Here is a 22,608-nt window from a genome sequence, read left to right as displayed (position 1 = left end):
TTAGTGAAAAGTTTGGATGGGGTCTTTCCGTTTATATTGAGTAGATAAGCTGCACTAAAGAAACTAACTTTTGCACATCGTTTCGGCCATTAGATCAAACGCCGCGTTTATTGCCCCATACCAACGTGTGCAATTGCGGCAGCACTTTAGCATCGTTCATGATCGGTGAACGCACATGGTAATCGATCAATTGCTCATACTGGTGCAGCAAATCGGCAACCAGTTGCGCATCATCAGTTGTGGCTGTGTCGCTATTTCCGGTCTGCAAAAAGAACGGAACAAGAGGATAGCGCTGATGGATTTCTTCTGCATAGGTGAAATCCTCTTGGTCGAAAACGACGACTTTCAGACTGGCATTGGCGTTCTGCAATTTTTCAACAAATAAATCAAGCTTGGCAAAATCCGTCTTCATGTTAGAGCTGGGCGGTTTCGGCGATAAGGTGATGTCATCGATTTCCACCATCCAGTCCTGCCAAATGGAGGCCTGCGTCTCGACAGCGACCTTCCAGCCTTGTTCATGGCAGAGCTCGACCAATCTGCCGATGCCTTTATGGAGAGCGGGGTTACCGCCTGAGATGGTGACGTGTGAAAATGCCGCGCCGCCGATTTGGATCAGTTCTTCAATAATTTCTTCAGGCTGCTTGGAGACGCTGGTTCCGGTCCCGTCCCAGGTGAATTTCGAATCACACCAGGAACAGGAATAGTCGCAGCCCGCAGTCCGGACGAACATGGTTTTTTGGCCCATGACCATGCCTTCTCCTTGAATGGTCGGACCGAAGATTTCCATTACGGGAATCCTCATGACAGGTCCTCCTTGCGCGGACGGAACACGACATAGCTCGTCGGTGTTTCCCGGACGATGACCTGCAGGCAATGCGGGTGGTTGTTCTTTGTTTTCAAAACCTGTTGAATCGACTGCCAAACCTGTTGGGCAAGAAGCTCCGTGGTCGGGAACTTATTGGCGAATTCAGGATGATCATTCAAGACACTGTGGTCGTATTTTTTATGGATTAATCTTTTCAGTAATTTAAAATCAATGAGAAAACCGGTCTCATCGAGCTCGTTGCCCGCAATGGTGACGTTGAGGTGATACGTATGGCCATGCATCATCTGGCATTTTCCTGCTTCTTCACTGGGAATAAAATGTGCTGCAGAAAAATGCAGGTCTTTATTGAGCTCGAATTGAAATTCATGGGCGGTTGTGGGATAGAACTGCTGCATCATTTTGCAGCACCCGCCAATTTTTTCGCCTGGTAGCGTGCAAGCCCTTCATTGCGCAATTTGCAGGCTGGACATTCCCCGCAGCCAGTGCTCTGAATGCCGTTGTAGCAAGTCAATGTTTTTTCCTGGACAAAATCCATGGCGCCAAGCGTATCAGAAAGCTCCCAAACATCAGCTTTATCCAGCCACATTAACGGTGTGTGGATGATGAATTGCTTGTCCATCGCCAAATTCAATGTGACGTTCAATGAGCGGATAAAAGTGTCGCGGCAATCGGGATAACCGCTGAAATCCGTTTGGCTGACGCCGGTGATCAAATACCGTGAACCGATGGCATCTGCATAGACTGCGGCAAAAGATAAAAACAGATGGTTTCTGCCGGGCACAAAAGTGGATGGCAATTCGCCTTCTTCTGCTGTCACTTCAATATCGTCCCGCGTCAAGGCATTGGCGGATAATTGGTTGATTAAGCTCATATCCAAAACTTTGAAGGAAACGCCAAGTTCGTCGGCAATTTTCCGGGCACATTCAATTTCAGCGGAATGGCGCTGGCCGTAATCGAAAGTCACCGTTGCAACTTCCTTAAAATTCTTGATTGCCCAAAACAGGCAAGTGGTGCTGTCCTGGCCGCCGCTGAAAACGACGACTGCTTTTTCATTCTTCATCTGTAACACTCCTTAGTTTTTTAGAGAGGGAGTTTGCGAACCTCTTTTAGCGAACAGTTCTAATGATAACATAGTGGGCAACAATGGGGTCACTCGGCTATGGGGAAACTGCTGGACTGGACCAGATGATGGGTGGCTGGACCTGTAATTTTTTGTAGCCAGGAGCGTCTAATCCACAAGGGGGTGTGAAGATGAAAAGGATTGTTTTATTGCTGGCATCGGCACTGATGTTGATGGGGACTGCCTGCAACCGGGCGTCCTTTGATGAAGAAGATATTATTGAAAGTACGCACGGAGAAGTTGCAAACGGGGAACGTCTATATGAGTTTTATGAAAATACGGTTGATGGAGAAGAGGATGCGGTGAGAGTGATCACCTATACAACAGAAGGCGATCCCATTTACCAGGATCTTTTTTATAGCAGCAGTGGAATTGAATCGGTGGAGGATTCTTCGGAAGACCAATATGGTTCCGGAGAAGTTGTGACCAGACAATGCAATTCAATAGTCATTCTGTCTTCTGAAACGGAACAGGTGTATGTGCTGGAAGGCTGTGATCCTGAATCAGGTATGGATACTATCCTTCGCGAAGGGGAATAAGGTGTTTTTTTATCTAAAAATTTCCAAATTTTCGATGAGTATTATTTCTGCAAAAGGGTATATTTGATAATAACGGAAGGGGAGATGTGAGATGAAAGCGATAGTCATTGACAGCTATGGTGGCAAAGAACAATTGAAAGAGCGGGAAGTGGAAAAGCCGACCATCAATGAAAACCAGGCACTGGTTGAAATCCATGCCACTTCAATCAATCCGATTGACTGGAAATTGCGTGAAGGATATCTGAAAGATATGCTGCCATGGGAATTCCCGATTATTTTAGGTTGGGATGCAGCCGGCGTCATAGCCGAGGTAGGCGCAAACATCAAAAATTTCAAAGTAGGCGACCGGGTATTCACAAGACCTGCCACAACGCGACAAGGGACGTATGCAGAGTTTGTGCCTGTGGACCAACAACTTCTTGCACATATGCCCGAGAGCATGACGTTTGAAGAAGGAGCGGCGATTCCTTTGACTGGCTTGACTGCCTACCAATGCCTTGTCGACTTTGCGGAAGTGAAAAAAGGGGATAAGGTGCTGATCCACGCTGGAGCGGGTGGAGTCGGCAGCATGGCAATTCAAATCGCCAACAGCATCGGCGCATATGTTGCGACCACGGCAAGCGATAAAAATGATGAATTGGTTAAATCCCTGGGAGCCAACCGGGTCATCAATTACCAGGAAGAGGATTTCAGCGAATTGCTGGAGGATTTTGATGCAGTATTGGATACCCTGGGCGGTGATGTTCTGGACAAGAGTTTCAAAGTACTGAAAAAAGGCGGGAAACTGATTTCCATCGCCGGCCAGCCTTCTTCTGAGTTGGCCGAGGTGCATGAAGTGAAGGTCAGTGATTTCTGGTTGGAGCCGAGTGGTGAACAATTGCAGTTGCTGGCCAACTTATACGTGACCGGTGAATTCAAGCCGGCAATCGGCCATGTTTTTGAATTTACCGAACAGGGATTGAGGGATGCCCACGAATTAAGTGAATCCCATCATGCCCGTGGGAAAATCATCATTAAAGTAAAGCCTTCCTAAATGAAAAAAAGCCTTTCACAAATGTGAAGGGCTTTTTCTTATTGCTTAAGAAAGTATAATTTTTTTGTTCTACAGTTATTGTCCAGACTCCAGCCCCCAGATTCTAGGGTCATAAGTCACTCTGGCTGTGTGGCTGAAAAAACGCCACTTCGCCAAAGCGTCTTATGCCCGTCAAATCTACAGGGCGCTTGCACTTTTCTTATTGGGTTTAGATATTTTCAGGTTTGCCTGATTTATCTTCTGAATAATATTCTGTTGGGGCATCGCTCTGTGCATCTTCTGTACGTACGACCAATACATCACATTTTGCAGAACGAACAATATGTTCAGAAACACTGCCGATTAAGAAACGTTCAACAGCATTCAATCCGGTAGCTCCACAAATAATAAGGTCAGCTTCCACTTTTTGGGCTAAATCTCTTGAAATCATTGTTTTTGGAGAACCATAATCGACGATAATGTTCACTTTTTCAACACCGCCGGCTAAAGCTTCTTTTTTGTATTCTTCCAATAAATCTTCAGCGAATTTCTGCGCGCGATCAGCGATTGAGCGATCATAAGCTTCGATTGCTGCAAATGAGCGGGTATCGATTACATTCACCAAATTTAATGTAGCGTTGTTTCGTTTAGTAATGCCAACTGACTTTTTAAATGCCCATTCTGCTTCTTTGGAACCGTCTACTGCAACAAGAATTTGATTATACTTTAATGTCATCCTAAATTCCTCCTTTTGTCTCTCACTAGTACCATTCGCTATAAGTTTCAGAGTTCCTGCTGAATTGAAGGTAATTTCGAGAATTTTTTGTCTAATCAATGACGACTATTCTCCTGTTGGTAAAGGATGGCGGCAGGGAAGAAAGTACGCAATGGAAGCGCAAATAGTTCTATTCTGTTAAAATGAAAGTGAATTCAGAAAACTTGGACCTGATAGAATGATTCTACCCAATACAATAATGGAGGGTTTCGAGATGCGAATTGGGATACCGACAGAAGTGAAAAACAATGAAAACCGGGTTGCGATGACTCCAGCAGGGGTCGTCAGCTTGACGCTCTATGGGCACGAGGTATTTATTCAATCGGGAGCCGGGCTTGGTTCCGGATTTACGGATGGAGATTACAGTACGGCCGGAGCATCAATTGTTGGGACTGCAGAAGAGGCATGGGCGCAGGAAATGGTCATGAAGGTCAAAGAGCCTGAACCGGAAGAGTACCGCTATTTCCGCGAAGGGCTGATCCTGTTCACGTATCTGCATTTGGCTCCTGAAAGGGAATTGACGAAGGCGCTGCTGGAGGCGAAAGTGACGGGCCTTGCGTATGAGACCGTGCAATTGCCGAATAATTCCTTGCCGCTGCTGACGCCGATGAGCGAAGTGGCAGGCCGGATGTCAACACAGATCGGAGCACAATTCCTTGAAAAGGTCCACGGAGGAGCGGGTGTTCTGCTCGGCGGCATTCCGGGGGTCGGACGTGGAAATGTTGCCATTATCGGCGCTGGAGTAGCAGGAACAAACGCTGCGAAAGTGGCTGTGGGAATGGGGGCCAATGTGACGATTTTGGATTTGAATCCGGATCGCCTGCGCCAATTGGATGATCAGTTCGGGCAGGATGTCCAAACGCTCATGTCCAATCCGTTGAATATCGCAGAGTCTGTGAAAAATGCAGACCTGGTTATTGGAGCGGTTTTGATTCCTGGAGCAAAAGCACCCAAGCTGGTAACGGAAGATATGATCAAATCCATGAAACCCGGCTCTGTCGTAGTGGATATAGCTATCGACCAAGGCGGGATTTTTGAAACCAGCGACCGCATTACGACGCATGACGAACCGACATATGTGAAGCACGGGGTTGTCCATTACGCCGTAGCGAATATGCCGGGAGCTGTGCCGAGGACTTCCACCATCGGTTTGACGAATGTTACGGTGCCTTATGCGGTGCAAATTGCCAACAAAGGATTTGCGCAGGCGGTTCTCGAAAATGAAGCCTTGAAAAAAGGGGTCAATACTTTAAATGGCCATGTCACCTATCAAGCCGTGGCCGTTGATCAAGGACTGGAATACAAATCAGTCGACGACATATTGGGTTGATAAATAAAACAAGCGGCATCGGATTTTTCCGATGCCGCTTGTTCTGTTAGTTGTTGATGATCTGAAGTTCTTTCGGGAATTTCGTCAAGACTTCATAGCCGTCCTCAGTTACCGCTACGTCATCTTCAATGCGGACGCCGACTTTGCCGGGAACATAAATGCCAGGCTCCAAAGTAAAGACCATTCCTTTTTCCATCTTCATCGGATTGGCTCCGTGGATGGAAGGGAATTCATGGACAGAAATGCCGAGGCCATGGCCCAAACGGTGCGTGAAATACTCTCCGTATCCTGCATCCGTAATGACTTTTCGTGAAATCTGATCGAGTTCAGCTGCCGTAACGCCAGGTTTGACTGCTTCGAGCGCTGCTGTTTCGGATTTCAATACGATATTGTATACCGCTTTTTGCTCTTCGCCAGGTTCACCAAGCGCCAATGTGCGGGTGATGTCCGAGCAATAGCCTTTGTGGACAACGCCCAGGTCGAATAAAACCAAATCGCCATTCTGCAGTTTCCGGTCGCCGGTCTTGCCATGAGGTGAAGCGGCTTTATCGCCTGTCAACACGGTTGTATCAAATGACATATGCGTGACTCCGCGTTTTTTCAAAGCCAATTCGATTTCCGTCATCACTTCAATTTCTGTGATGCCTTCTTTGATGGTTTTGGCCGCAACTTCAATGGCATAATCAGCCAAAGCAGCCGCTTCGCGCAAGATCTGCAGCTCCGCATCATCCTTGATGACGCGCATGGAATTCAACTGGTCATCCAGCTGGACAATCTTAAGGGAGCTGAACAGGGACAGGATCGCGTCATAACGGTCCACCGTCATATGCGCTTTTTCGATTGCCATGGTGTTCAATTTAATTCCGCGCGACTGGGCAGTGTTGTACAAAATCTCCATGGAATTCTGCGTGTCTTCATGGCCGACGATTTCTCCGGTCCATCCGGCATTCTTCGCATCCGGCATTTCCATTTTCGGACAGATCAGAAATGGCTCAGCTTCAGCGAATACCATGACGCCCAACAGGCGCTCGTGTGGATTGCTTTGGAAACCGCTGACGTAAAAGACGTTAAAAGGATCGGTAATAAACGCCGCGTCGATCGATTGCTCCTTTAAATAATTTTGTAATTGCTTAATTTTGGTCATATGTATTTCCTCCTCTACATGTGTAGCATATCAAAAATCAGGGTATAAAACAGCTATGTGAGTTGAACTGGACAGCTTAGGCTTTTAATTGGGCTTAAAATAAGAGTAAGATAGAAAGAAACTGCTCCAAGCGGACAAAGCAAACGCAGTGGTTTTCAGGAGCTGGTTTCTGGAATATCAGCGGGCGAAGTTCCTCAGTTCAACTTATCCATCAATCGTTAAAAACTCATTTGGAGGGATTTTATGCACATCTCATATCACGGACATTCAGTGGTGAAAATTAAAACCGGCGAGCACACGATTCTGATCGATCCGTTCATCAATGGCAACGAATTGACAGATTTGAAGGTTGCTGATGAAAAGCCTACCGCCATCCTTTTGACGCATGCCCACAACGACCATGTCGGTGACACGGTTGAACTGGCGAAGCGAAATAATGCGCAAGTGGTAGCGCCGGTGGAGCTGGCCAATTACCTGGGCAGCCAGGGAGTGAACGCAACCGGCATGAATCTGGGCGGTTCCCATGAATTCGACTTTGGCAGAGTGAAGTACACGAAAGCTTTTCACAGTTCTTCCTATACGACTGAAGAAGGTGAAGCGATTTACGGTGGCATGCCAGCCGGGATCCTTTTTAAAGCGGAAGGCAAAACAGTTTATCATGCCGGTGACACCGAAGTATTCGGTGACATGGAGATCCTCGGAAAACGCAATGACATCGATGTGGCATTTGTGCCGATCGGCGACTTTTTCACAATGGGACCGGAAGATGCAGCTTATGCGGTGGAATTATTGCAACCGAAAGTGGTCGTGCCGATCCACTACAATACGTTCCCGCCGATCAAGCAGGATCCGGAACATTTCAAGTCACTGGTTAAAGGTGCAGAAGTCAATATCCTGCAGCCAGGCGGCAGCATCGAATTATAATAGGCAATAAAACCCGAAGAGCTGAGGCTTTACGGGTTTTTTATTTTCTTGTGTTAGTTTTCATTGCTTCCATGGCCCGCCTTCACTTTTCTGATTGTCCAGTTGCGGCGATCAACCCTTCTGGTCATAAGCCGTCCCAGCTGTGCGGCTGAAGAAATGCCGCTTCGCCGGTCCGTCTTATGCCTGTCAGGGCTAACACGATCGCCTCCACTTTTCTATTTGTCCAGTTGCGACGGGCTGTTCCTCGGGGCGTAAGCCAACTCGGCTGTGTGGCAAAGAGCGCCACCCAGTCGGCGTGCCACCCCCTCTGCTCCTGCAGCACTGCGCGCTTCGTCGCAAAGAGATGGGCCAACTGACCTTGACCCATCTCTTGCCTGTCGGACCAGTACGCCCGTCTCCACTTTTCTATAAATTATGCTACACTATAATGTACAGGAAAGTAGAAAGAATAGGTGAAATCATGGCGACTAAACATGAACAGATATTGGATTATATTGAGACTTTGGCTGTGGGCGAGAAAATTTCGGTGCGGCGCATTGCGAAGGATCTGCAGGTGAGTGAAGGTACGGCTTACCGGGCGATCAAAGAGGCGGAAACAAAACGGCTGGTATCGACGATTGAACGTGTCGGGACGATCCGTATTGAACGGAAGAAAAAAGAGAATATTGAGCGTCTGACATATGCGGAAATCGTTAATATTGTTGATGGGCAGGTATTGGGCGGCAGAACCGGATTGCATAAATCCCTGAATAAATTCGTTATTGGTGCAATGCAGCTCGAAGACATGATGCGCTATACGGAAGCGGGCAATCTGTTGATTGTCGGCAATCGCTATAAAGCACATGAGTATGCGCTTCGCGCGGGGGCGGCAGTGCTGGTGACAGGTGGGTTTGAGGCGTCCGAAGGGGTGAAGAAACTGGCAGATGAATTTGAGCTGCCGATCATTTCGACGAGCTACGATACCTTTACGGTAGCAACGATGATCAACCGCGCGATTTATGACCAATTGATCAAGAAAGAGATTCTGCTGATCGAAGATATTTTAATTCCCCTGGATGTGACAGCGCATTTGAATCTTAAAGATCCAATTAGCCGCTATCATGCACTCAATGAAGAAACGACACATGGCGGCTTCCCGGTGGTCGATCAATCCAATAAACTTGTGGGCATCATTACATCACGGGATGTTATCGGCCATCCTTCGACTGAATTGGTTGAAAAAGTCATGACCAAAGATCCCATTACCGTTTCCATGCAAACAAGTGTGGCGGCTGCGGGGCATCGCATGATCTGGGAAGGCATCGATTTGATGCCGGTAGCGGATGACCACGGCAAACTGAAAGGGGTCATCAGCAGGCAGGATGTATTGAAGGCGATCCAAACCGCGCAACGGCAGCCGCAACAAGGCGAAACGATTGATGATATCATCAAAAGCCAGCTTCATCAGCAAACAAGCGACAAATTGATCCTGGAGTTTCGCGTCACTCCTCAAATGACCAATGCCTATGGGTCGATTTCCCATGGGGCATATACAATGATCTTGACGGAAGCGGCAGGTGCAGCATTGAAAACAAAAAACCGTAAAGATAGTGTTCTGGAAAATATAGCAATCTATTTCCTGAAACCGGTACAGTTGGATTCGCTGGTGCTTGTCAAACCTAATATTTTGGATATCAGCCGAAAATCTGCCAAAGTTGAAGTTGATGTTTCTTTGGAAAATGAAATCGTCGGGAAGGCAATGCTGACTTTCCAATTATTGGACCGATAAAGCAGGATGGATAACAGGCATTAAAAAAGGCAGGAGTTGGACTCGGTAAACGAGTCCAACTCCTGCCTGAACATTCTTGTGGGTGAAGAATACCGATTAAGGGTTTAAGTCTGCTTCTTCTTCAAGGAATGCCTGGTAATGGCGTGCCGCCTTATAGTTGTAATAAACCAAAGCTAAGCCGAGTACGATAAATATCGATGAAACAATGTACGTGATCGCCGATTGAAAAACGAACAGCTGATTAATGCCGAAAAAGGCGACAAAACTTCCCAATGCCATGGACGCACGTGCAGCATACCATTTCTTTCTGATCGGCAAGACTGTGCGCGTACGGAATTGCTTTGTTTTGTTATAAAAATAAATGACAAATGATACAATGATTAAAACAACAAATATTAACATAGGGACCTCCTGAATTCCAAAACTCATTATCATTGTACTGAGAACTGAGCAAAATTGCGAATGGATTTCCTTAAAAATGGAGGAACTCGGAAATGAACAGTCAAATCATCGACACAATTAAGCAATACAGCACCATCATTATTCACCGTCATGTACGGCCAGATCCGGATGCTTATGGCTCTCAGCTGGGTTTGAAATATTTACTTGAGCAAAATTATCCGGACAAGCAGATTTTGGCTGCCGGCACACATGACTACACGATGGATTTCCTGGATTTTCCTGATGCAGTTGAGGATCAGGATTTTAAAGGCGCATTGGTGATTGTGACTGATACCGCGAATACTGAACGGGTTGATGATCAACGTTATAAAACAGGTGCCAAACTCATCAAAATCGACCATCATCCGAATGACGATGCTTATGGTGATCTTGTATCCGTCGATACAACGGCCAGCTCTGCCTCTGAATTGGTCTATGACCTTTATACATATGGCCGTGAACACGAGGGATGGACCTTGTCTGCAAAGGCGGCGCGCTTATTGTATGCAGGAATTATCGGGGACACCGGACGTTTCCTATTCCCTAGCACAACACAAAAGACCTTTGCGATTGCCGGCGAACTCATCAAATACGATTTTGACCGCGATGCACTGCATAATGGCATGTATGAAATGGACCGTAAATTATTGCATTTGCAGGGATATATGTACCAGAATTTCAAAATGGATGAAAATGGCGCAGCCCACGTCAAAATCACCAAAGATATTTTAAAGGAATTTGATGTTACCGCGACCGATACCTCTTTGTTGGTTGGATCGCTCGGCAATGTCAAAGGCATGAAAGCCTGGGTCATCTTGATTGAAGAAGATACGGAAATTCGTGTGCGCTTGCGTTCTAAAGGGCCGATCATTAATACATTGGCGAAGGAATTCGGCGGTGGGGGACATCCAATGGCTTCCGGTGCGACAGCTTATTCCTGGAAGGAAGCTGATCAGGTGATCGAGCGCCTTGCTGAAATCTGTGCCGCTGCAAACTAAGGAGGGAGTAGGTTGTCAATGGTTTATCCGCATATAAGCACATCGGCTGATTTGCTGAAAAGCACGGTGCGCCTTGACGAACTTTTCCCGTATTTGAAGGAACAGGGAGCCGCTTCAGCCGCAATCGTCAATACCAAACTATATGGCATTCTTCCGTTTTGGGAAGGATGCCGCCGTGCCGGCATCCATGGGGTGGTCGGCCTTTCGGCTTTTATCGAGTTTGAAGAGCAGCAGTATCCGGTCGTTTTATATGCCCAGTCGAATGGAGGCTACAGCAACTTGCTGAAAATTTCCAGCGCCCTTTCGACAAGGGATAAAGAAGCGATACCGGAACAATGGCTGAAAGCATATCGGCAAGGCCTGATTTGCGTTATTCCCAATAAACCCGAATGGCTGCTGACAGATCGCAGTCCTGTATTCCGATACATAAAAGAGTTGTTCGGTCCGGCAGCGTTCGGCAGCCTGGAGCGGCCCGGTGGGATTCCATCTGAACATGAACCGGCATTTGCCGAACTCTGTGAACAGGCAGAATTGCCGATCATTGCCTCGCACGAAAGCCGCTACCTGCATCAACAGGATGCTTTCGCCTATGAAGTGGCATCCGCAATCGGCCAAGGCCTGAAGATGAACGATCCGGAAAGGAAGAAGCCTGAGCATACCAATGCTTACGTTCCGGGCAGCCAGGAATTTGAGTCCTGGTTTGCCGATCATCCCGAATGGCTCCAGCGTACGGCCGAGATGCTGGAAAGCTGCCAAGTGACAATTGCTATGGACCGCCAGCTGCTCCCGGTGTTCCCCTTGCCTAAAGAAACCGACAAAGCGGCTTTTATTGCAGAGCTGTGCAAGTCGGGCTTGGCCGAACGGGTTCCGGGTTATTCACAAAGCTATCAGGAACGATTGGATTATGAATTGTCGGTGATCGGGGCGATGGGCTTTATCGATTATTTCCTGATTGTCGCGGATTTTATGAAATATGCCAGAGACCAGGATATTCTGACCGGTCCTGGACGTGGCTCTTCGGCCAGTTCACTTGTTGCCTATTCATTGAAGATTACGGATGTAGACCCTATCGAACATGGGCTGCTGTTTGAGCGGTTCCTAAATCCGGAACGGGTTACATTGCCGGATATCGATATTGATTTTGCTGATTACAGACGCCATGAAGTAGTAGACTATGTGGCGAAAAAATACGGGGCTGTCCGAACGGCCCAGATCATTACATTCGGGACTTTATCGGCTAAAGCTGTTGCCCGGGATACCGCCCGTGTTTTCGGTTTTGAGGCAGAAGAACTGGAAGCTATTTCAAAAATGATTCCGAGCCGTCCAGGCACGACACTGCGCTCAGCCCTGAAAGAGTCTCCGGCATTAAATGACTGGATCGTGGAGCGGGAAGAACGCAAATCCTGGTTCAAGACAGCATTGAAATTGGAGGGCTTGCCGCGCCACGCCTCTACCCATGCGGCGGGAGTGATTTTAAGTCCGTCGCCTTTGGTTGACCACGTGCCGATTGAAAAAGGCCACGAAGGCATTTATTTGACGCAATGGCCCATGCAGGAACTGGAAGCGATTGGCCTGCTGAAAATGGACTTTTTGGGATTGCGAAATTTAACGATCCTAGAACAGATCCGCGGCCTGGTGTATTGGGATACCCAAAAGCGCATCGATTACCGCAGCATTCCGCTCCAGGATGCGGACACCTATAAGCTGTTGGCTTTGGGTGATACGACCGGCGTCTTCCAATTGGAATCCGACGGCATGCGCCGTGCGCTCCAGCAGATCAAACCGACAGCCTTTGGCGACATTGTTGCTGTCAACGCTTTGTTCCGGCCGGGTCCGATGGAATTTATTCCATTGTATGCAAGGCGGAAACACGGAGAGGAAGCAGTGAAATACGTCCACCCGATCCTCGAGCCGATCTTGAGCGAAACTTACGGCGTCATCGTCTACCAGGAGCAGATCATGCACATTGCAGCGAAAATGGCCGGTTTTTCACTTGGAGAAGCCGATCTGTTGCGCCGTGCCGTCAGCAAAAAGAAACGGGAAATCCTGGACGAAGAACGGGCGCATTTCACCCGCGGAGCCAAAGCCAAAGGGTTTACGGAAGCGGAGGCGTCGGAAGTCTATGATTTGATCGTCCGTTTTGCGGATTACGGCTTTCCGAAAAGCCACGCCGTCGCCTACAGCATCATTTCCTATCAGCTGAGTTATATGAAGACCCATTACCCGGTCTATTTCTATACAGGCCTGTTGACCAATAGCTCAGGCAATGCCGAAAAGACCAAACAGCTGCTGCAGGAAATCAAAGACAAGAAAATTCCGCTGTTGCCGCCCTCTGTCCAGAAAAGCCGCCATTCGTTTTCAGTGGAAGAAGGCCAAATCCGGGTCGGCCTGAATGCAGTGAAAGGGGTTCCGGGAACGACGGTCAAGGCTTTGCTTGCTGCCCGGGAAGAAGGGCCTTTCACCAGCCTGTTCAATATTGCCGAACGGATTTCTGGCCTGCATTTTACCCGGAAAGCATTTGAGCCGCTGATCAAAGCAGGGGCGCTTGATGATTTCGGCTATGACCGCGGAGTTTTACTGGCCTCGCTCGACAGTGCCATCAAGCATGCTGAACTCGTCAAGCCGAATGAAGACCCTGGATTATTTGACGATATGGGATCGAGTTTCATGAAACCGAAATACACGAAAGCGACAGAGCTGCCTGAAAACCTGAAACTTGATTTTGAAAAAGAAGTCCTCGGCTTTTATCTGTCTAAGCATCCGATTGAACGCGAGAAAGAGCAACGGAAGAAATCTTTTGTTGAGCTGAAGTTGCTGAAGACAAAACGGGACCGGGAATCAGTGAAGGTACTGGGCATGGTGGAAGACATTAAACGGATCCGCACAAAAAAAGGAGACGCAATGGCCTTTCTGACTTTAATGGATGAAACGGGACCGGCTTCTGTGACATTGTTTCCGGTAGAGTATGCCAAATACAATCTGCTATTAGAACCGCACGCAATTCTTGAAATTCAGGGGATAGTCGAAAATCGCAATCAAAAAACGGCTATTATCTGCAAAAATATAGAAACCTGACTGCTTTTCTAAAAGAAAAGCAGTTTTTTCTTTACGTGGCACTGTTTTTTTTGTAAGGTATAGAATATGAGTGGCCAGACCACTTTCAAAAAAATGGGAACTGAGGAACCATCATGAGTCAATCGAAACGATATTTGGATATAGTACGGGACATTCGTGATATGATTCGGCAGGAAAAAATCAAGCCGGGTGAAAGGATTCCATCTGAAAGGGAATTGGCGGAGACCATGCAAGTCGGCCGTTCAACCTTACGGGAAGCGCTGCGCAGTTTGGAATTGTTAGGCTTGATTGAAACACGCAGAGGAGAAGGCACCTTCCTGTCTGACCACAGAAACCACAAATTGGTTGAAGTCTTGTCAACTTTTATTTTACAGGACAATCAGTCTCATCAGGATGTTTGGGAAACGCGTCTGCTCCACGAAGTGGCAGCAATCCAGGCGATCTGCCAAAACAAAGCGGCCAGCCAAATGCGAGTTTGGGAAAGTCTTCGGCTTCGTCTTGCGGATGAAAGTTTTCAGCGGGAAGACTTTGTCCGTGAATTGATGGTATTGTCCGGCAACCGTTTGTCCTTGAAAATCTGGTTTTTACTGAAGCAATACAGCGGAAATCCGTATGACGGAACCGTTTCATCTGAGGAAATTGACAGTATGAACAATATATTGGCCGCAATTGAACGACAAGATGCAGATACAGCCATCCAGGAGTTCAAGATTTGGAGTGAATGGCTGCAAAAGGAGAGAATACTTAATGGCAATGATTCGTGATATTTTTAAACGCAATAAAGACAGTAAGGAAGCAACGATTCCTTCAAAGTCTGCAAAAGATGTACCAGAGGGACTGATGACCAAATGTCCTGAATGTAAGGAAATCACCTTGACGAAGGATCTACAGAAAAACAACAAAGTCTGCCCGAAATGCGACCATCATTTCAAGATGACCGCTTATGAGCGCATAGACAGCCTGTTGGATGTCGGAAGCTTCGAATCGATGGATGATCATTTGAAATCGGAGAATCCACTCGGGTTTCCTGGATATTCAGAAAAAGTTCAAGCCGACAGCGAAAAAACAGGGTTGAATGAAGCTGTTTTGACAGGCTCAGGAAAGCTGCAGGGACAGGATATCGTTTTGGCCGTCATGGATTCCCATTTCCGGATGGGGTCGATGGGGTCAGTTGTAGGCGAGAAAATTACGCGCGCCATTGAAGCAGCAACAGAACGCAAATTGCCATTCATCATCTTTACAGCCAGTGGCGGAGCGCGTATGCAAGAAGGGGTTCTGTCATTGATGCAGATGGCAAAGACAAGTGTAGCGTTAAAACGCCACAGCAATGAGGGGCTGCTTTTTGTATCAGTCCTGACCCATCCGACAACAGGTGGTGTGTCGGCAAGCTTTGCGTCAGTCGGGGACATTAATATCGCTGAACCGAAAGCCTTGATCGGTTTTGCAGGGCGCCGCGTCATTGAACAGACTGTACGCGAGAAATTACCGGAAGACTTCCAGACGGCGGAATTTTTGCTGGCACATGGACAATTGGATGCGGTCGTCCATCGCAGTTCCATGCAGAAGACCCTGGCGACAATTGTGCATCTCCATACGAAAGGAGCTGTGGCAAATGGCTAAGAAAAACGGGAAAAAATCTATGGCTTTTGAAGAGCCGCTTATCCAGCTGCGAGCGAAGATTTTGGAGCTGAAGGATTATACCGCAACAGCAGAAGTGGACTTGAATTCGGAAATCAAGTCTTTGGAAGACAGATTTTCCAAGCTGGAAGAAGAAATTTACGAAAACATGAAGCCTTGGGATCGTGTCCAGGTGGCCCGCCACCCGGAACGGCCGACAACGCTTGATTATATTCCAATGATCTTCAACGATTTCATTGAGTTGCACGGAGATCGCCTATATGGAGATGACGCCGCAATTGTCAGCGGAATCGCTTCTTTCCGCGGCCAGCCGGTCACCATCATCGGCCATCAGCGCGGCAAGGATACGAAAGAGAACGTCAGACGGAATTTCGGCATGCCGCATCCGGAAGGCTACCGCAAAGCATTGCGTCTGATGAAGCAAGCGGAAAAATTCAAACGGCCGATTATCTGCCTGATCGACACGAAAGGCGCCTATCCGGGCAAAGCGGCCGAAGAACGTGGACAAAGCGAAGCGATTGCACGCAACCTCGTGGAAATGGCAGGGCTGGAAGTTCCTGTCCTGTCCATCGTCATCGGTGAAGGGGGAAGTGGCGGCGCGCTGGCACTGGGTCTCGGCAATCAGATCTTGATGCTGGAGAACTCGACATTTTCGGTGATCTCTCCTGAAGGAGCTGCTTCTATTCTATGGAAAGATTCGGCTCTTGCCCAAACAGCGGCAGAAGCGATGAAGATCACTGCCCCCGATTTGCTGGAGATGGAAATAATTGAACACATGATTCCAGAAGTACGCGGTGGTGCCCACCATGATCCGAAGAGACAGGCTTCCATCATCTCAGAAGCGATCAGGCGCTCTCTGGAGGAATTGAACGGCATGTCCGGTGAGGAACTGATCGAACAGCGCTACCGAAAGTTCAAATCAATCGGTGTATTCAGTGAATGATGGAGGACCGCTTCGGCGGTTCTTTTTGTTTTCAAAATTTATTGAAATGGATCGGCTCTTCGGAACCAGACAGGCAAATGCAATAAAATCTTAACATGTTCAGACTCTATTCAAGACTGACAGTAGCGCCTCATCGTGGTAAGGTAAACAGAGTAAATGGAGTGCAGGAGGGGTAGTATGAAGAAAATTGGAGTTTTGACAAGCGGAGGAGATTCGCCGGGCATGAACGCTGCTGTCCGTGCGGTTGTCCGTAAAGGGATTTTTCACGGCATCGAAGTGGCTGGCGTTTATTCCGGATATCAGGGACTGATTGAAGGCAATATCAAAAAGCTGGAAGCAGGCGATGTCGGCGATATTATTCAGCGTGGAGGCACGAAACTTTATTCTGCGCGCTGCGAAGAGTTCCGTACCAATGAAGGCCAATTAAAGGCGATTGAAAACATGAGAAAAGAAGGTCTTGAAGGACTTGTGGTTATCGGCGGGGACGGTTCTTACCGCGGAGCGATGGCTTTGACTGAAAAAGGCTTTCCATGTATCGGCGTTCCGGGGACCATCGACAATGACATTCCGGGAACTGACTATACGATAGGATTTGATACGGCCTTGAACACTGTCATCGAAGCAATCGATAAGATCCGTGACACGGCAACAAGCCACGAACGAACTTTCATTGTGGAAGTTATGGGACGCGATGCCGGCGATTTAGCGTTATGGGCAGGCCTGGCAGGTGGAGCAGAAACCATTCTGATTCCGGAAGATACCTATGATATCGACGAAATGGTTGACCGTCTGCAAAAAGGACGGGCCCGCGGCAAACGCCACAGCATCATCATCGTGGCTGAAGGGGTTATGGGCGGCAATGAACTCGCCGACCTGATCAAAGAAAAGGCTAATATTGAAACACGTGTTTCTGTTCTTGGCCATATCCAGCGCGGCGGTTCTCCAACAGCACGGGACCGTGTCCTGGGCAGCTTGTTCGGCGCCCGAGCGGTGGAAGTTTTGCTTGATGGCGTCGGAGGACGAGCTATTGGCATGAAGAATCACCAGGTGGTAGACTATGATATGACAGAGGCATTCACTGCTGAGCATCATGCTGACATGAGCTTGTATACACTATCTAAAGAACTAGCAATTTAAAACGGTAAATGGAGTGAGTTTATTGAGAAAAACGAAAATTGTCTGCACAATCGGGCCTGCCAGTGAAACGCCTGAACTGCTTGAACGCTTAATTGAAGCGGGAATGAACGTTGCCCGTTTGAACTTTTCACACGGCAACCATGAAGAACATGCACTGCGCATTAAACGGATCCGTGAAGCGGCCGATAAAGCCGGCAAGATCGTCGGCATTCTGCTGGATACCAAAGGTCCGGAAATCCGTACCCACCAAATGGAGAACGACTCGATTGAATTGGTGACTGGCCAGAAAATTGGAGTTTCCATGTCTGAAGTGCTGGGGACTGCTGAGCGCTTCTCAATCACATATGAACAGTTGATTGAAGATGTGGATACTGGATCGGTCATCCTCTTGGATGATGGCTTGATTGAATTGCGTGTGGAGAGCCTGGACAAGGAAAATGGCATTATCCATACAATCGTTGAAAACGCCGGAACGCTGAAAACGAAAAAAGGCGTCAATGTTCCAGGAGTTTCCGTTCAATTGCCGGGGATCACGGAAAAAGATGCTCAGGACATTTTATTCGGAATTGAGCAAAACGTTGATTTTGTGGCGGCTTCATTTGTCAGAAGAAGTTCAGATGTGATGGAAATCCGCAGTTTGCTTGAAAATAACAACGGTTCGCACATTCAAATCATTCCAAAAATCGAAAACCAGGAAGGCGTCGATAATATTGATGACATCATCCAGGTTTCCGATGGACTGATGGTCGCACGTGGAGATTTAGGCGTGGAAATTCCGCCGGAAGAAGTGCCGTTGGTACAGAAATCACTGATCGAAAAATGCAATAGTGCCGGCAAACCGGTCATAACGGCGACGCAGATGCTGGACTCGATGCAGCGCAATCCGCGTCCGACACGCGCAGAAGCAAGTGATGTCGCCAATGCGATTTTTGACGGTACGGACGCCATTATGCTATCGGGTGAAACGGCAGCCGGCATTTATCCGGTCGAATCTGTTGAAACGATGCACCGCATCGCCGTAACGACAGAAGCCGCATTAAACTACAAACGGCTCGTGGATCACCGCCGGAAAGAAAAACAGCCTAATATGACGGAAGCAATCGGCCAGGCCGTAGCTTATACAGCTTTGAATTTAAAAGTTCAAGCCATCATCGCTCCGACTGAAAGCGGCACAACCGCCAAGATGATTTCGAAATACCGTCCGGAAGCACCGATTATTGCGGTGACCTCTTCAGATCGGCCAGCTCGTAAGCTTTCCTTGGTTTGGGGCGTTCAGCCAATCATTGGAACTTCAGTGGAATCGACGGATGAACTGCTTGAAAAAGCGGTGGATGAAAGCTTGAAGTATGGGTATGTCAAACACGGCGATCTTGTCGTAATCACTGCAGGCGTTCCTGTAGGGCAAGCCGGTACGACCAACCTGATGAAAGTGCATGTTATCGGCGATATTCTTGCAAAAGGCCAAGGAATCGGCAAAACTGTCGCATTCGGTGAAACGGTGGTTGTCAGAAATGCAGAAGAAGCATTGGCAATCGACGTGGAAGGCAAAATTATCGTTACAATCGGCACAGACCGTGAAATGATGCCGGCCATCAACAAATGCGCTGGAATCATTACAGAAGAAGGCGGATTGACAAGCCATGCAGCAGTAGTCGGTTTGAGTCTTGGAATTCCGGTCATCGTCGGCATCAAAGATGCAACGTCAATTATCAAGAACAGCTACGACATTACAATGGACGCAGAATCGGGCATTGTTTACCATGGCCATGCCAGTGTCCTATAATCAGAAAAGCTAGGCGATGGAGTTTGGACAATAAATAACGAACTAAAAGTTCTACTTTCTCAAGCTATAAAAAATACGGAGGCCGGTTAAAATGATGAAGTGGATTTTTCTCGCATTGATTATTGTGCCGTCTCTTGAATTGGCTCTGCTGATTTGGGCAGGAGGCAAGCTTGGATTCTTTGTTACAATGGCAATCATTGTTGCAACTGGCTTAATCGGTGCTTTTCTCGCTAAGAAGCAAGGCGTAAAAGCGCTAAAAGATATCCAAGCAGGAATGAACAGTTTCCAAGCTCCTGGAGATCAATTACTGAATGCGGCATTCATTCTGGTTGGCGGTGTTTTGCTGCTGACGCCAGGGTTTATCTCTGACGCAGTAGGGTTCACTATGCTTTTTAGCCCGACTCAGAAAATGTATAAGCCATTCATTTATCGATTGATCTATAAAAAGATGAAAAATACCCGGGTTATCGTAGGATAATGCCGGGTTTTTCCATCGTTTTTTAAAGAGAATTTAATTTCCCTAAGCGTTTCCATTCACAAATTCTACAAAGTTGATTATAATAGCTAAGTAAGGGAATAAAAACAGAAGTTCATAAACGCAGATGAGACATCATTCTGCATTTTTTTTTGGAATGATGAATTAAACTGAAGAAGGAGCGATTTAAATGACATCGTCAAAAGGTTTAGAAGGTGTAGTTGCAACCCAATCCGCGATCAGCTCGATCATTGATGACACACTTACATACGTCGGCTACGATATCGATGACTTAGCCGTAAACGCAAGCTTTGAAGAAGTGATTTACCTGCTTTGGCACCAGCGCCTGCCAAAAGCGGATGAACTGGCAGAACTGAAGCAGCAATTGGCCGACAACATGGCCGTTCCACAAGCTGTGCTGGATCATTTCAAAACATATGACATCAAGAAAGTCCACCCGATGGCGGCGCTCCGCACAGCGGTTTCTATGCTTGGCCTGTTCGACGAAGAAGCCGAAGTGATGGAACCGGAAGCGAACTACCGCAAAGCGATCAAGATCCAAGCGAAAATTTCGACGCTTGTGACCGCATTCGGCCGCATCCGCAATGGCCAGGAGCCGATTGCCCCAAAATCGGACCTGAGCTTCGCAGCGAACTTCCTGTATATGCTGTCTGGCAACGTGCCGGAAGCGATCGAAGAAGAAGCGTTCGACAAAGCATTGGTGCTTCACGCAGACCACGAATTGAACGCCTCGACGTTCACGGCACGTGTAGCCGTGGCAACCTTGTCTGACGTTTATTCCGGCGTCACAGCTGCCATCGGCGCGCTGAAAGGCCCCCTTCACGGCGGCGCCAACGAACAAGTGATGAAGATGCTTACGGAAATCGGCTCAGTCGACAACGTGGAACGCGTCATCACTGAAAAATTGGCCAACAAAGAAAAAATCATGGGCTTCGGCCACCGCGTCTACCGCAAGGGCGACCCGCGCGCGAAGCATTTGCGTGACATGTCCCAGAAACTGACGAAGATCCGCGGCGAAGAAAAATGGTACGACATGTCGGTGAAAATCGACGAAATCGTCACAGGCCAGAAAAACCTTCCGCCGAACGTGGATTTCTACTCGGCATCGGTCTACCACAGCCTGAACATCGAACATGACCTGTTCACGCCGATCTTTGCGGTTTCCCGCACATCCGGCTGGCTGGCGCATATCCTTGAGCAGTATTCGAACAACCGCCTGATCCGCCCGCGCGCGGAATACATCGGGCCTGGCATGCAGACTTATGTGCCGATTGAAGAAAGATAAGAAACGTTTCATCATCATGAAAAAAATATAAATCATAGGGCTTGCACTCTGTGCAGCCCTATGACTTTGACCACAGGAGGAAATTAAACATGACTAACGGCGAAAAAATTTCAGTAGAAAACGGTGTCTTGAACGTTCCCAACAACGCAGTAATTCCTTACATTATCGGTGACGGAACAGGACCGGATATCTGGAATGCAGCATCACGTGTTTTAGAAGAAGCAGTAACAAAAGCATATAATGGTGAAAAATCACTTGTCTGGAAAGAAGTTCTTGCAGGACAAAAAGCATTTGACGAAACTGGCGAATGGCTTCCTGAAGAAACTCTTGACGTAATCCGCGAGTACTTGATCGCAATCAAAGGACCTTTAACGACGCCAATCGGCGGCGGTATCCGTTCATTGAACGTAGCACTTCGCCAGGAACTTGATTTGTATACTTGCCTGCGTCCAGTCCGTTACTTTGACGGCGTACCTTCACCGGTTAAACGCCCAGAAGATACAGATATGGTTATTTTCCGTGAAAACACTGAAGATATCTATGCAGGGATCGAATACGCTACAGGTACGGATGAAGCGAAGAAATTGATTGCATTCCTACAAGACGAAATGGGCGTTAAAAACATCCGTTTCCCTGAAACTTCAGGTATCGGCATCAAACCGATTTCAGAAGAAGGAACAAAACGTTTAGTGCGTGCTGCAATCAACTATGCACTTACTGAAGGCCGTGAATCTTTGACGATCGTCCATAAAGGGAACATCATGAAGTACACTGAAGGAGCTTTCAAAAACTGGGCATACGAAGTTGCTGAGCAGGAGTTTGGCGATAAAGTATTCACATGGAACGAATACGATGCAATCAAAGACGAAAAAGGTACAGACGCTGCGAACAAAGCACAGGAAGAAGCACTTGCTTCAGGCAAAATCCTTGTTAAAGATTCAATTGCTGACATCTTCCTGCAACAGATCCTTACACGTCCAAGCGAGTTCGATGTTGTTGCAACAATGAACTTGAACGGCGATTACATCTCTGATGCTTTGGCTGCTCAAGTAGGCGGAATTGGTATCGCTCCTGGAGCGAACATCAACTACGATACTGGACATGCGATTTTCGAAGCAACTCACGGAACAGCACCTAAATATGCTGGCCTTGATAAAGTGAATCCTTCATCTCTACTTCTTTCAGGCGTCTTGATGCTTGAGCACCTAGGATGGGTAGAAGCTGCTAAAATGATCACAAACTCTATGGAGAAAACTATTGCTTCTAAAGTTGTAACTTACGACTTTGCACGTCTAATGGACGGCGCTACAGAAGTGAAATGCTCTGAGTTTGCTGACGAATTGATTAAAAACCTATAAGAGTTAAGGAGAGGAG

At 47.6% G+C, this 22,608-nt stretch carries 21 protein-coding genes and 1 riboswitch; of the genes, 15 read left to right on the top strand and 6 right to left on the bottom strand.

Translation table 11 applies throughout. From position 1 onward, the window contains the following. Window positions 1–94: 94 nt before the first annotated feature. The 3 genes from queE to queC are packed head-to-tail and all read right to left on the bottom strand — an operon-like array spanning window position 95 to window position 1,886. Complete coding sequence (gene queE, locus AC1MEO_RS06065; protein ID WP_480335028.1) at window positions 95–802, bottom strand: 7-carboxy-7-deazaguanine synthase QueE; 708 nt, start codon at window positions 800–802, stop codon at window positions 95–97. Continuing rightward, the gene (gene queD / locus AC1MEO_RS06060; protein ID WP_480335026.1) at window positions 799–1,224 is read right to left on the bottom strand and encodes a 6-carboxytetrahydropterin synthase QueD; all 426 of its coding nucleotides are present in this window, start codon (window positions 1,222–1,224) and stop codon (window positions 799–801) included. The genes queE and queD overlap by 4 nt, the downstream gene beginning before the upstream one ends. After that, window positions 1,221–1,886: a 7-cyano-7-deazaguanine synthase QueC gene (gene queC / locus AC1MEO_RS06055; protein ID WP_480335025.1), complete on the bottom strand. Its 666-nt coding sequence runs from the start codon at window positions 1,884–1,886 to the stop codon at window positions 1,221–1,223. Before queC ends, queD begins: the two co-directional genes overlap by 4 nt. 6 nt (window positions 1,887–1,892) lie before the next feature. Further along, window positions 1,893–1,936: riboswitch (PreQ1 riboswitch) on the bottom strand. Window positions 1,937–2,077: 141 nt separating this feature from the next. On the opposite strand from queC, the gene AC1MEO_RS06050 reads away from it, so the two are divergent. Further along, window positions 2,078–2,485: a DUF4362 domain-containing protein gene (locus AC1MEO_RS06050; RefSeq protein ID WP_480335023.1), complete on the top strand. Its 408-nt coding sequence runs from the start codon at window positions 2,078–2,080 to the stop codon at window positions 2,483–2,485. 91 nt (window positions 2,486–2,576) lie between these two features. Next, the gene (locus tag AC1MEO_RS06045) at window positions 2,577–3,518 is read left to right on the top strand and encodes an NADP-dependent oxidoreductase (RefSeq protein ID WP_480335022.1); all 942 of its coding nucleotides are present in this window, start codon (window positions 2,577–2,579) and stop codon (window positions 3,516–3,518) included. 208 nt (window positions 3,519–3,726) lie between these two features. Here AC1MEO_RS06045 and AC1MEO_RS06040 read toward each other — a convergent pair whose 3' ends face one another. Then, a complete protein-coding gene (locus AC1MEO_RS06040) occupies window positions 3,727–4,233 on the bottom strand; it encodes a universal stress protein (RefSeq protein WP_480335020.1) in 507 nt (168 codons plus the stop codon). Between the two features lie 253 nt (window positions 4,234–4,486). On the opposite strand from AC1MEO_RS06040, the gene ald reads away from it, so the two are divergent. Beyond that, window positions 4,487–5,602, top strand: coding sequence for an alanine dehydrogenase (ald, locus tag AC1MEO_RS06035; RefSeq protein ID WP_480335017.1), 1,116 nt, complete (start codon window positions 4,487–4,489; stop codon window positions 5,600–5,602). Between the two features lie 46 nt (window positions 5,603–5,648). Here ald and AC1MEO_RS06030 read toward each other — a convergent pair whose 3' ends face one another. Continuing rightward, entirely contained in the window at window positions 5,649–6,746 is a 1,098-nt protein-coding gene (locus AC1MEO_RS06030) for a M24 family metallopeptidase (RefSeq protein WP_480335016.1), read from the bottom strand. Between the two features lie 243 nt (window positions 6,747–6,989). Between AC1MEO_RS06030 and AC1MEO_RS06025 the strand changes: the two genes are divergently transcribed. Together AC1MEO_RS06025 and AC1MEO_RS06020 are read left to right on the top strand one after the other, a co-directional pair. Next, window positions 6,990–7,670, top strand: a complete 681-nt coding sequence (locus AC1MEO_RS06025) for a metal-dependent hydrolase (RefSeq protein ID WP_480335015.1) — start codon at window positions 6,990–6,992, stop codon at window positions 7,668–7,670. 460 nt (window positions 7,671–8,130) lie between these two features. Continuing rightward, entirely contained in the window at window positions 8,131–9,438 is a 1,308-nt protein-coding gene (locus tag AC1MEO_RS06020) for a DRTGG domain-containing protein (protein WP_480335013.1), read from the top strand. Window positions 9,439–9,534: 96 nt separating this feature from the next. On the opposite strand, the gene AC1MEO_RS06015 is transcribed toward AC1MEO_RS06020, so the two are convergent. Continuing rightward, complete coding sequence (locus AC1MEO_RS06015) at window positions 9,535–9,840, bottom strand: YtpI family protein (protein WP_480335011.1); 306 nt, start codon at window positions 9,838–9,840, stop codon at window positions 9,535–9,537. A gap of 92 nt (window positions 9,841–9,932) precedes the next feature. Here AC1MEO_RS06015 and AC1MEO_RS06010 point away from each other — a divergent pair, with 92 nt between their 5' ends. The 10 genes from AC1MEO_RS06010 to icd all read left to right on the top strand — a co-directional run bounded on the left by AC1MEO_RS06010 (window position 9,933) and on the right by icd (window position 22,592). Continuing rightward, complete coding sequence (locus AC1MEO_RS06010; protein WP_480335010.1) at window positions 9,933–10,877, top strand: DHH family phosphoesterase; 945 nt, start codon at window positions 9,933–9,935, stop codon at window positions 10,875–10,877. Window positions 10,878–10,895: 18 nt separating this feature from the next. Further along, complete coding sequence (dnaE, locus tag AC1MEO_RS06005) at window positions 10,896–13,952, top strand: DNA polymerase III subunit alpha (protein ID WP_480336037.1); 3,057 nt, start codon at window positions 10,896–10,898, stop codon at window positions 13,950–13,952. A 113-nt stretch (window positions 13,953–14,065) separates the two neighbouring features. Further along, the gene (locus AC1MEO_RS06000) at window positions 14,066–14,716 is read left to right on the top strand and encodes a FadR/GntR family transcriptional regulator (protein ID WP_480335008.1); all 651 of its coding nucleotides are present in this window, start codon (window positions 14,066–14,068) and stop codon (window positions 14,714–14,716) included. Further along, entirely contained in the window at window positions 14,700–15,572 is an 873-nt protein-coding gene (accD, locus tag AC1MEO_RS05995; RefSeq protein ID WP_480335006.1) for an acetyl-CoA carboxylase, carboxyltransferase subunit beta, read from the top strand. Before AC1MEO_RS06000 ends, accD begins: the two co-directional genes overlap by 17 nt. Then, window positions 15,565–16,533, top strand: coding sequence for an acetyl-CoA carboxylase carboxyltransferase subunit alpha (locus AC1MEO_RS05990; RefSeq protein WP_480335005.1), 969 nt, complete (start codon window positions 15,565–15,567; stop codon window positions 16,531–16,533). Before accD ends, AC1MEO_RS05990 begins: the two co-directional genes overlap by 8 nt. 177 nt (window positions 16,534–16,710) lie before the next feature. Further along, window positions 16,711–17,670 (top strand): 6-phosphofructokinase, encoded by a 960-nt coding sequence (pfkA, locus tag AC1MEO_RS05985; protein WP_480335004.1) that lies wholly within the window; start codon window positions 16,711–16,713, stop codon window positions 17,668–17,670. A gap of 22 nt (window positions 17,671–17,692) precedes the next feature. Continuing rightward, window positions 17,693–19,453 carry a pyruvate kinase gene (pyk, locus tag AC1MEO_RS05980; RefSeq protein ID WP_480335002.1) on the top strand — a complete coding sequence of 587 codons (1,761 nt, stop codon included), beginning with the start codon at window positions 17,693–17,695 and terminating at the stop codon, window positions 19,451–19,453. Window positions 19,454–19,544: 91 nt separating this feature from the next. Beyond that, the gene (locus tag AC1MEO_RS05975; RefSeq protein ID WP_480335001.1) at window positions 19,545–19,931 is read left to right on the top strand and encodes an FxsA family protein; all 387 of its coding nucleotides are present in this window, start codon (window positions 19,545–19,547) and stop codon (window positions 19,929–19,931) included. A gap of 187 nt (window positions 19,932–20,118) precedes the next feature. Further along, window positions 20,119–21,234, top strand: coding sequence for a citrate synthase (citZ, locus tag AC1MEO_RS05970; RefSeq protein WP_480335000.1), 1,116 nt, complete (start codon window positions 20,119–20,121; stop codon window positions 21,232–21,234). Window positions 21,235–21,323: 89 nt separating this feature from the next. Further along, a complete protein-coding gene (gene icd, locus AC1MEO_RS05965; protein ID WP_480334999.1) occupies window positions 21,324–22,592 on the top strand; it encodes an NADP-dependent isocitrate dehydrogenase in 1,269 nt (422 codons plus the stop codon). Window positions 22,593–22,608: the final 16 nt, after the last annotated feature.

Source organism: Planococcus sp. BI3 (assembly GCF_056680115.1).
The sequence above is the reverse complement of the archived record's forward strand: the minus strand, read 5'-3'. Positions and strand labels throughout refer to the sequence as shown.

Excerpts from the sequence above, each read along its gene's own strand:
- queE (WP_480335028.1), bottom strand. The coding sequence starts at position 802 with ATGAGGATTCCCGTAATGGAAATCTTCGGTCCGACCATTCAAGGAGAA.
- queD (WP_480335026.1), bottom strand. The coding sequence starts at position 1,224 with ATGATGCAGCAGTTCTATCCCACAACCGCCCATGAATTTCAATTCGAG.
- queC (WP_480335025.1), bottom strand. The coding sequence starts at position 1,886 with ATGAAGAATGAAAAAGCAGTCGTCGTTTTCAGCGGCGGCCAGGACAGC.
- AC1MEO_RS06050 (WP_480335023.1), top strand. The coding sequence starts at position 2,078 with ATGAAAAGGATTGTTTTATTGCTGGCATCGGCACTGATGTTGATGGGG.
- AC1MEO_RS06045 (WP_480335022.1), top strand. The coding sequence starts at position 2,577 with ATGAAAGCGATAGTCATTGACAGCTATGGTGGCAAAGAACAATTGAAA.
- AC1MEO_RS06040 (WP_480335020.1), bottom strand. The coding sequence starts at position 4,233 with ATGACATTAAAGTATAATCAAATTCTTGTTGCAGTAGACGGTTCCAAA.
- ald (WP_480335017.1), top strand. The coding sequence starts at position 4,487 with ATGCGAATTGGGATACCGACAGAAGTGAAAAACAATGAAAACCGGGTT.
- AC1MEO_RS06030 (WP_480335016.1), bottom strand. The coding sequence starts at position 6,746 with ATGACCAAAATTAAGCAATTACAAAATTATTTAAAGGAGCAATCGATC.
- AC1MEO_RS06025 (WP_480335015.1), top strand. The coding sequence starts at position 6,990 with ATGCACATCTCATATCACGGACATTCAGTGGTGAAAATTAAAACCGGC.
- AC1MEO_RS06020 (WP_480335013.1), top strand. The coding sequence starts at position 8,131 with ATGGCGACTAAACATGAACAGATATTGGATTATATTGAGACTTTGGCT.
- AC1MEO_RS06015 (WP_480335011.1), bottom strand. The coding sequence starts at position 9,840 with ATGTTAATATTTGTTGTTTTAATCATTGTATCATTTGTCATTTATTTT.
- AC1MEO_RS06010 (WP_480335010.1), top strand. The coding sequence starts at position 9,933 with ATGAACAGTCAAATCATCGACACAATTAAGCAATACAGCACCATCATT.
- dnaE (WP_480336037.1), top strand. The coding sequence starts at position 10,896 with ATGGTTTATCCGCATATAAGCACATCGGCTGATTTGCTGAAAAGCACG.
- AC1MEO_RS06000 (WP_480335008.1), top strand. The coding sequence starts at position 14,066 with ATGAGTCAATCGAAACGATATTTGGATATAGTACGGGACATTCGTGAT.
- accD (WP_480335006.1), top strand. The coding sequence starts at position 14,700 with ATGGCAATGATTCGTGATATTTTTAAACGCAATAAAGACAGTAAGGAA.
- AC1MEO_RS05990 (WP_480335005.1), top strand. The coding sequence starts at position 15,565 with ATGGCTAAGAAAAACGGGAAAAAATCTATGGCTTTTGAAGAGCCGCTT.
- pfkA (WP_480335004.1), top strand. The coding sequence starts at position 16,711 with ATGAAGAAAATTGGAGTTTTGACAAGCGGAGGAGATTCGCCGGGCATG.
- AC1MEO_RS05975 (WP_480335001.1), top strand. The coding sequence starts at position 19,545 with ATGATGAAGTGGATTTTTCTCGCATTGATTATTGTGCCGTCTCTTGAA.
- citZ (WP_480335000.1), top strand. The coding sequence starts at position 20,119 with ATGACATCGTCAAAAGGTTTAGAAGGTGTAGTTGCAACCCAATCCGCG.
- icd (WP_480334999.1), top strand. The coding sequence starts at position 21,324 with ATGACTAACGGCGAAAAAATTTCAGTAGAAAACGGTGTCTTGAACGTT.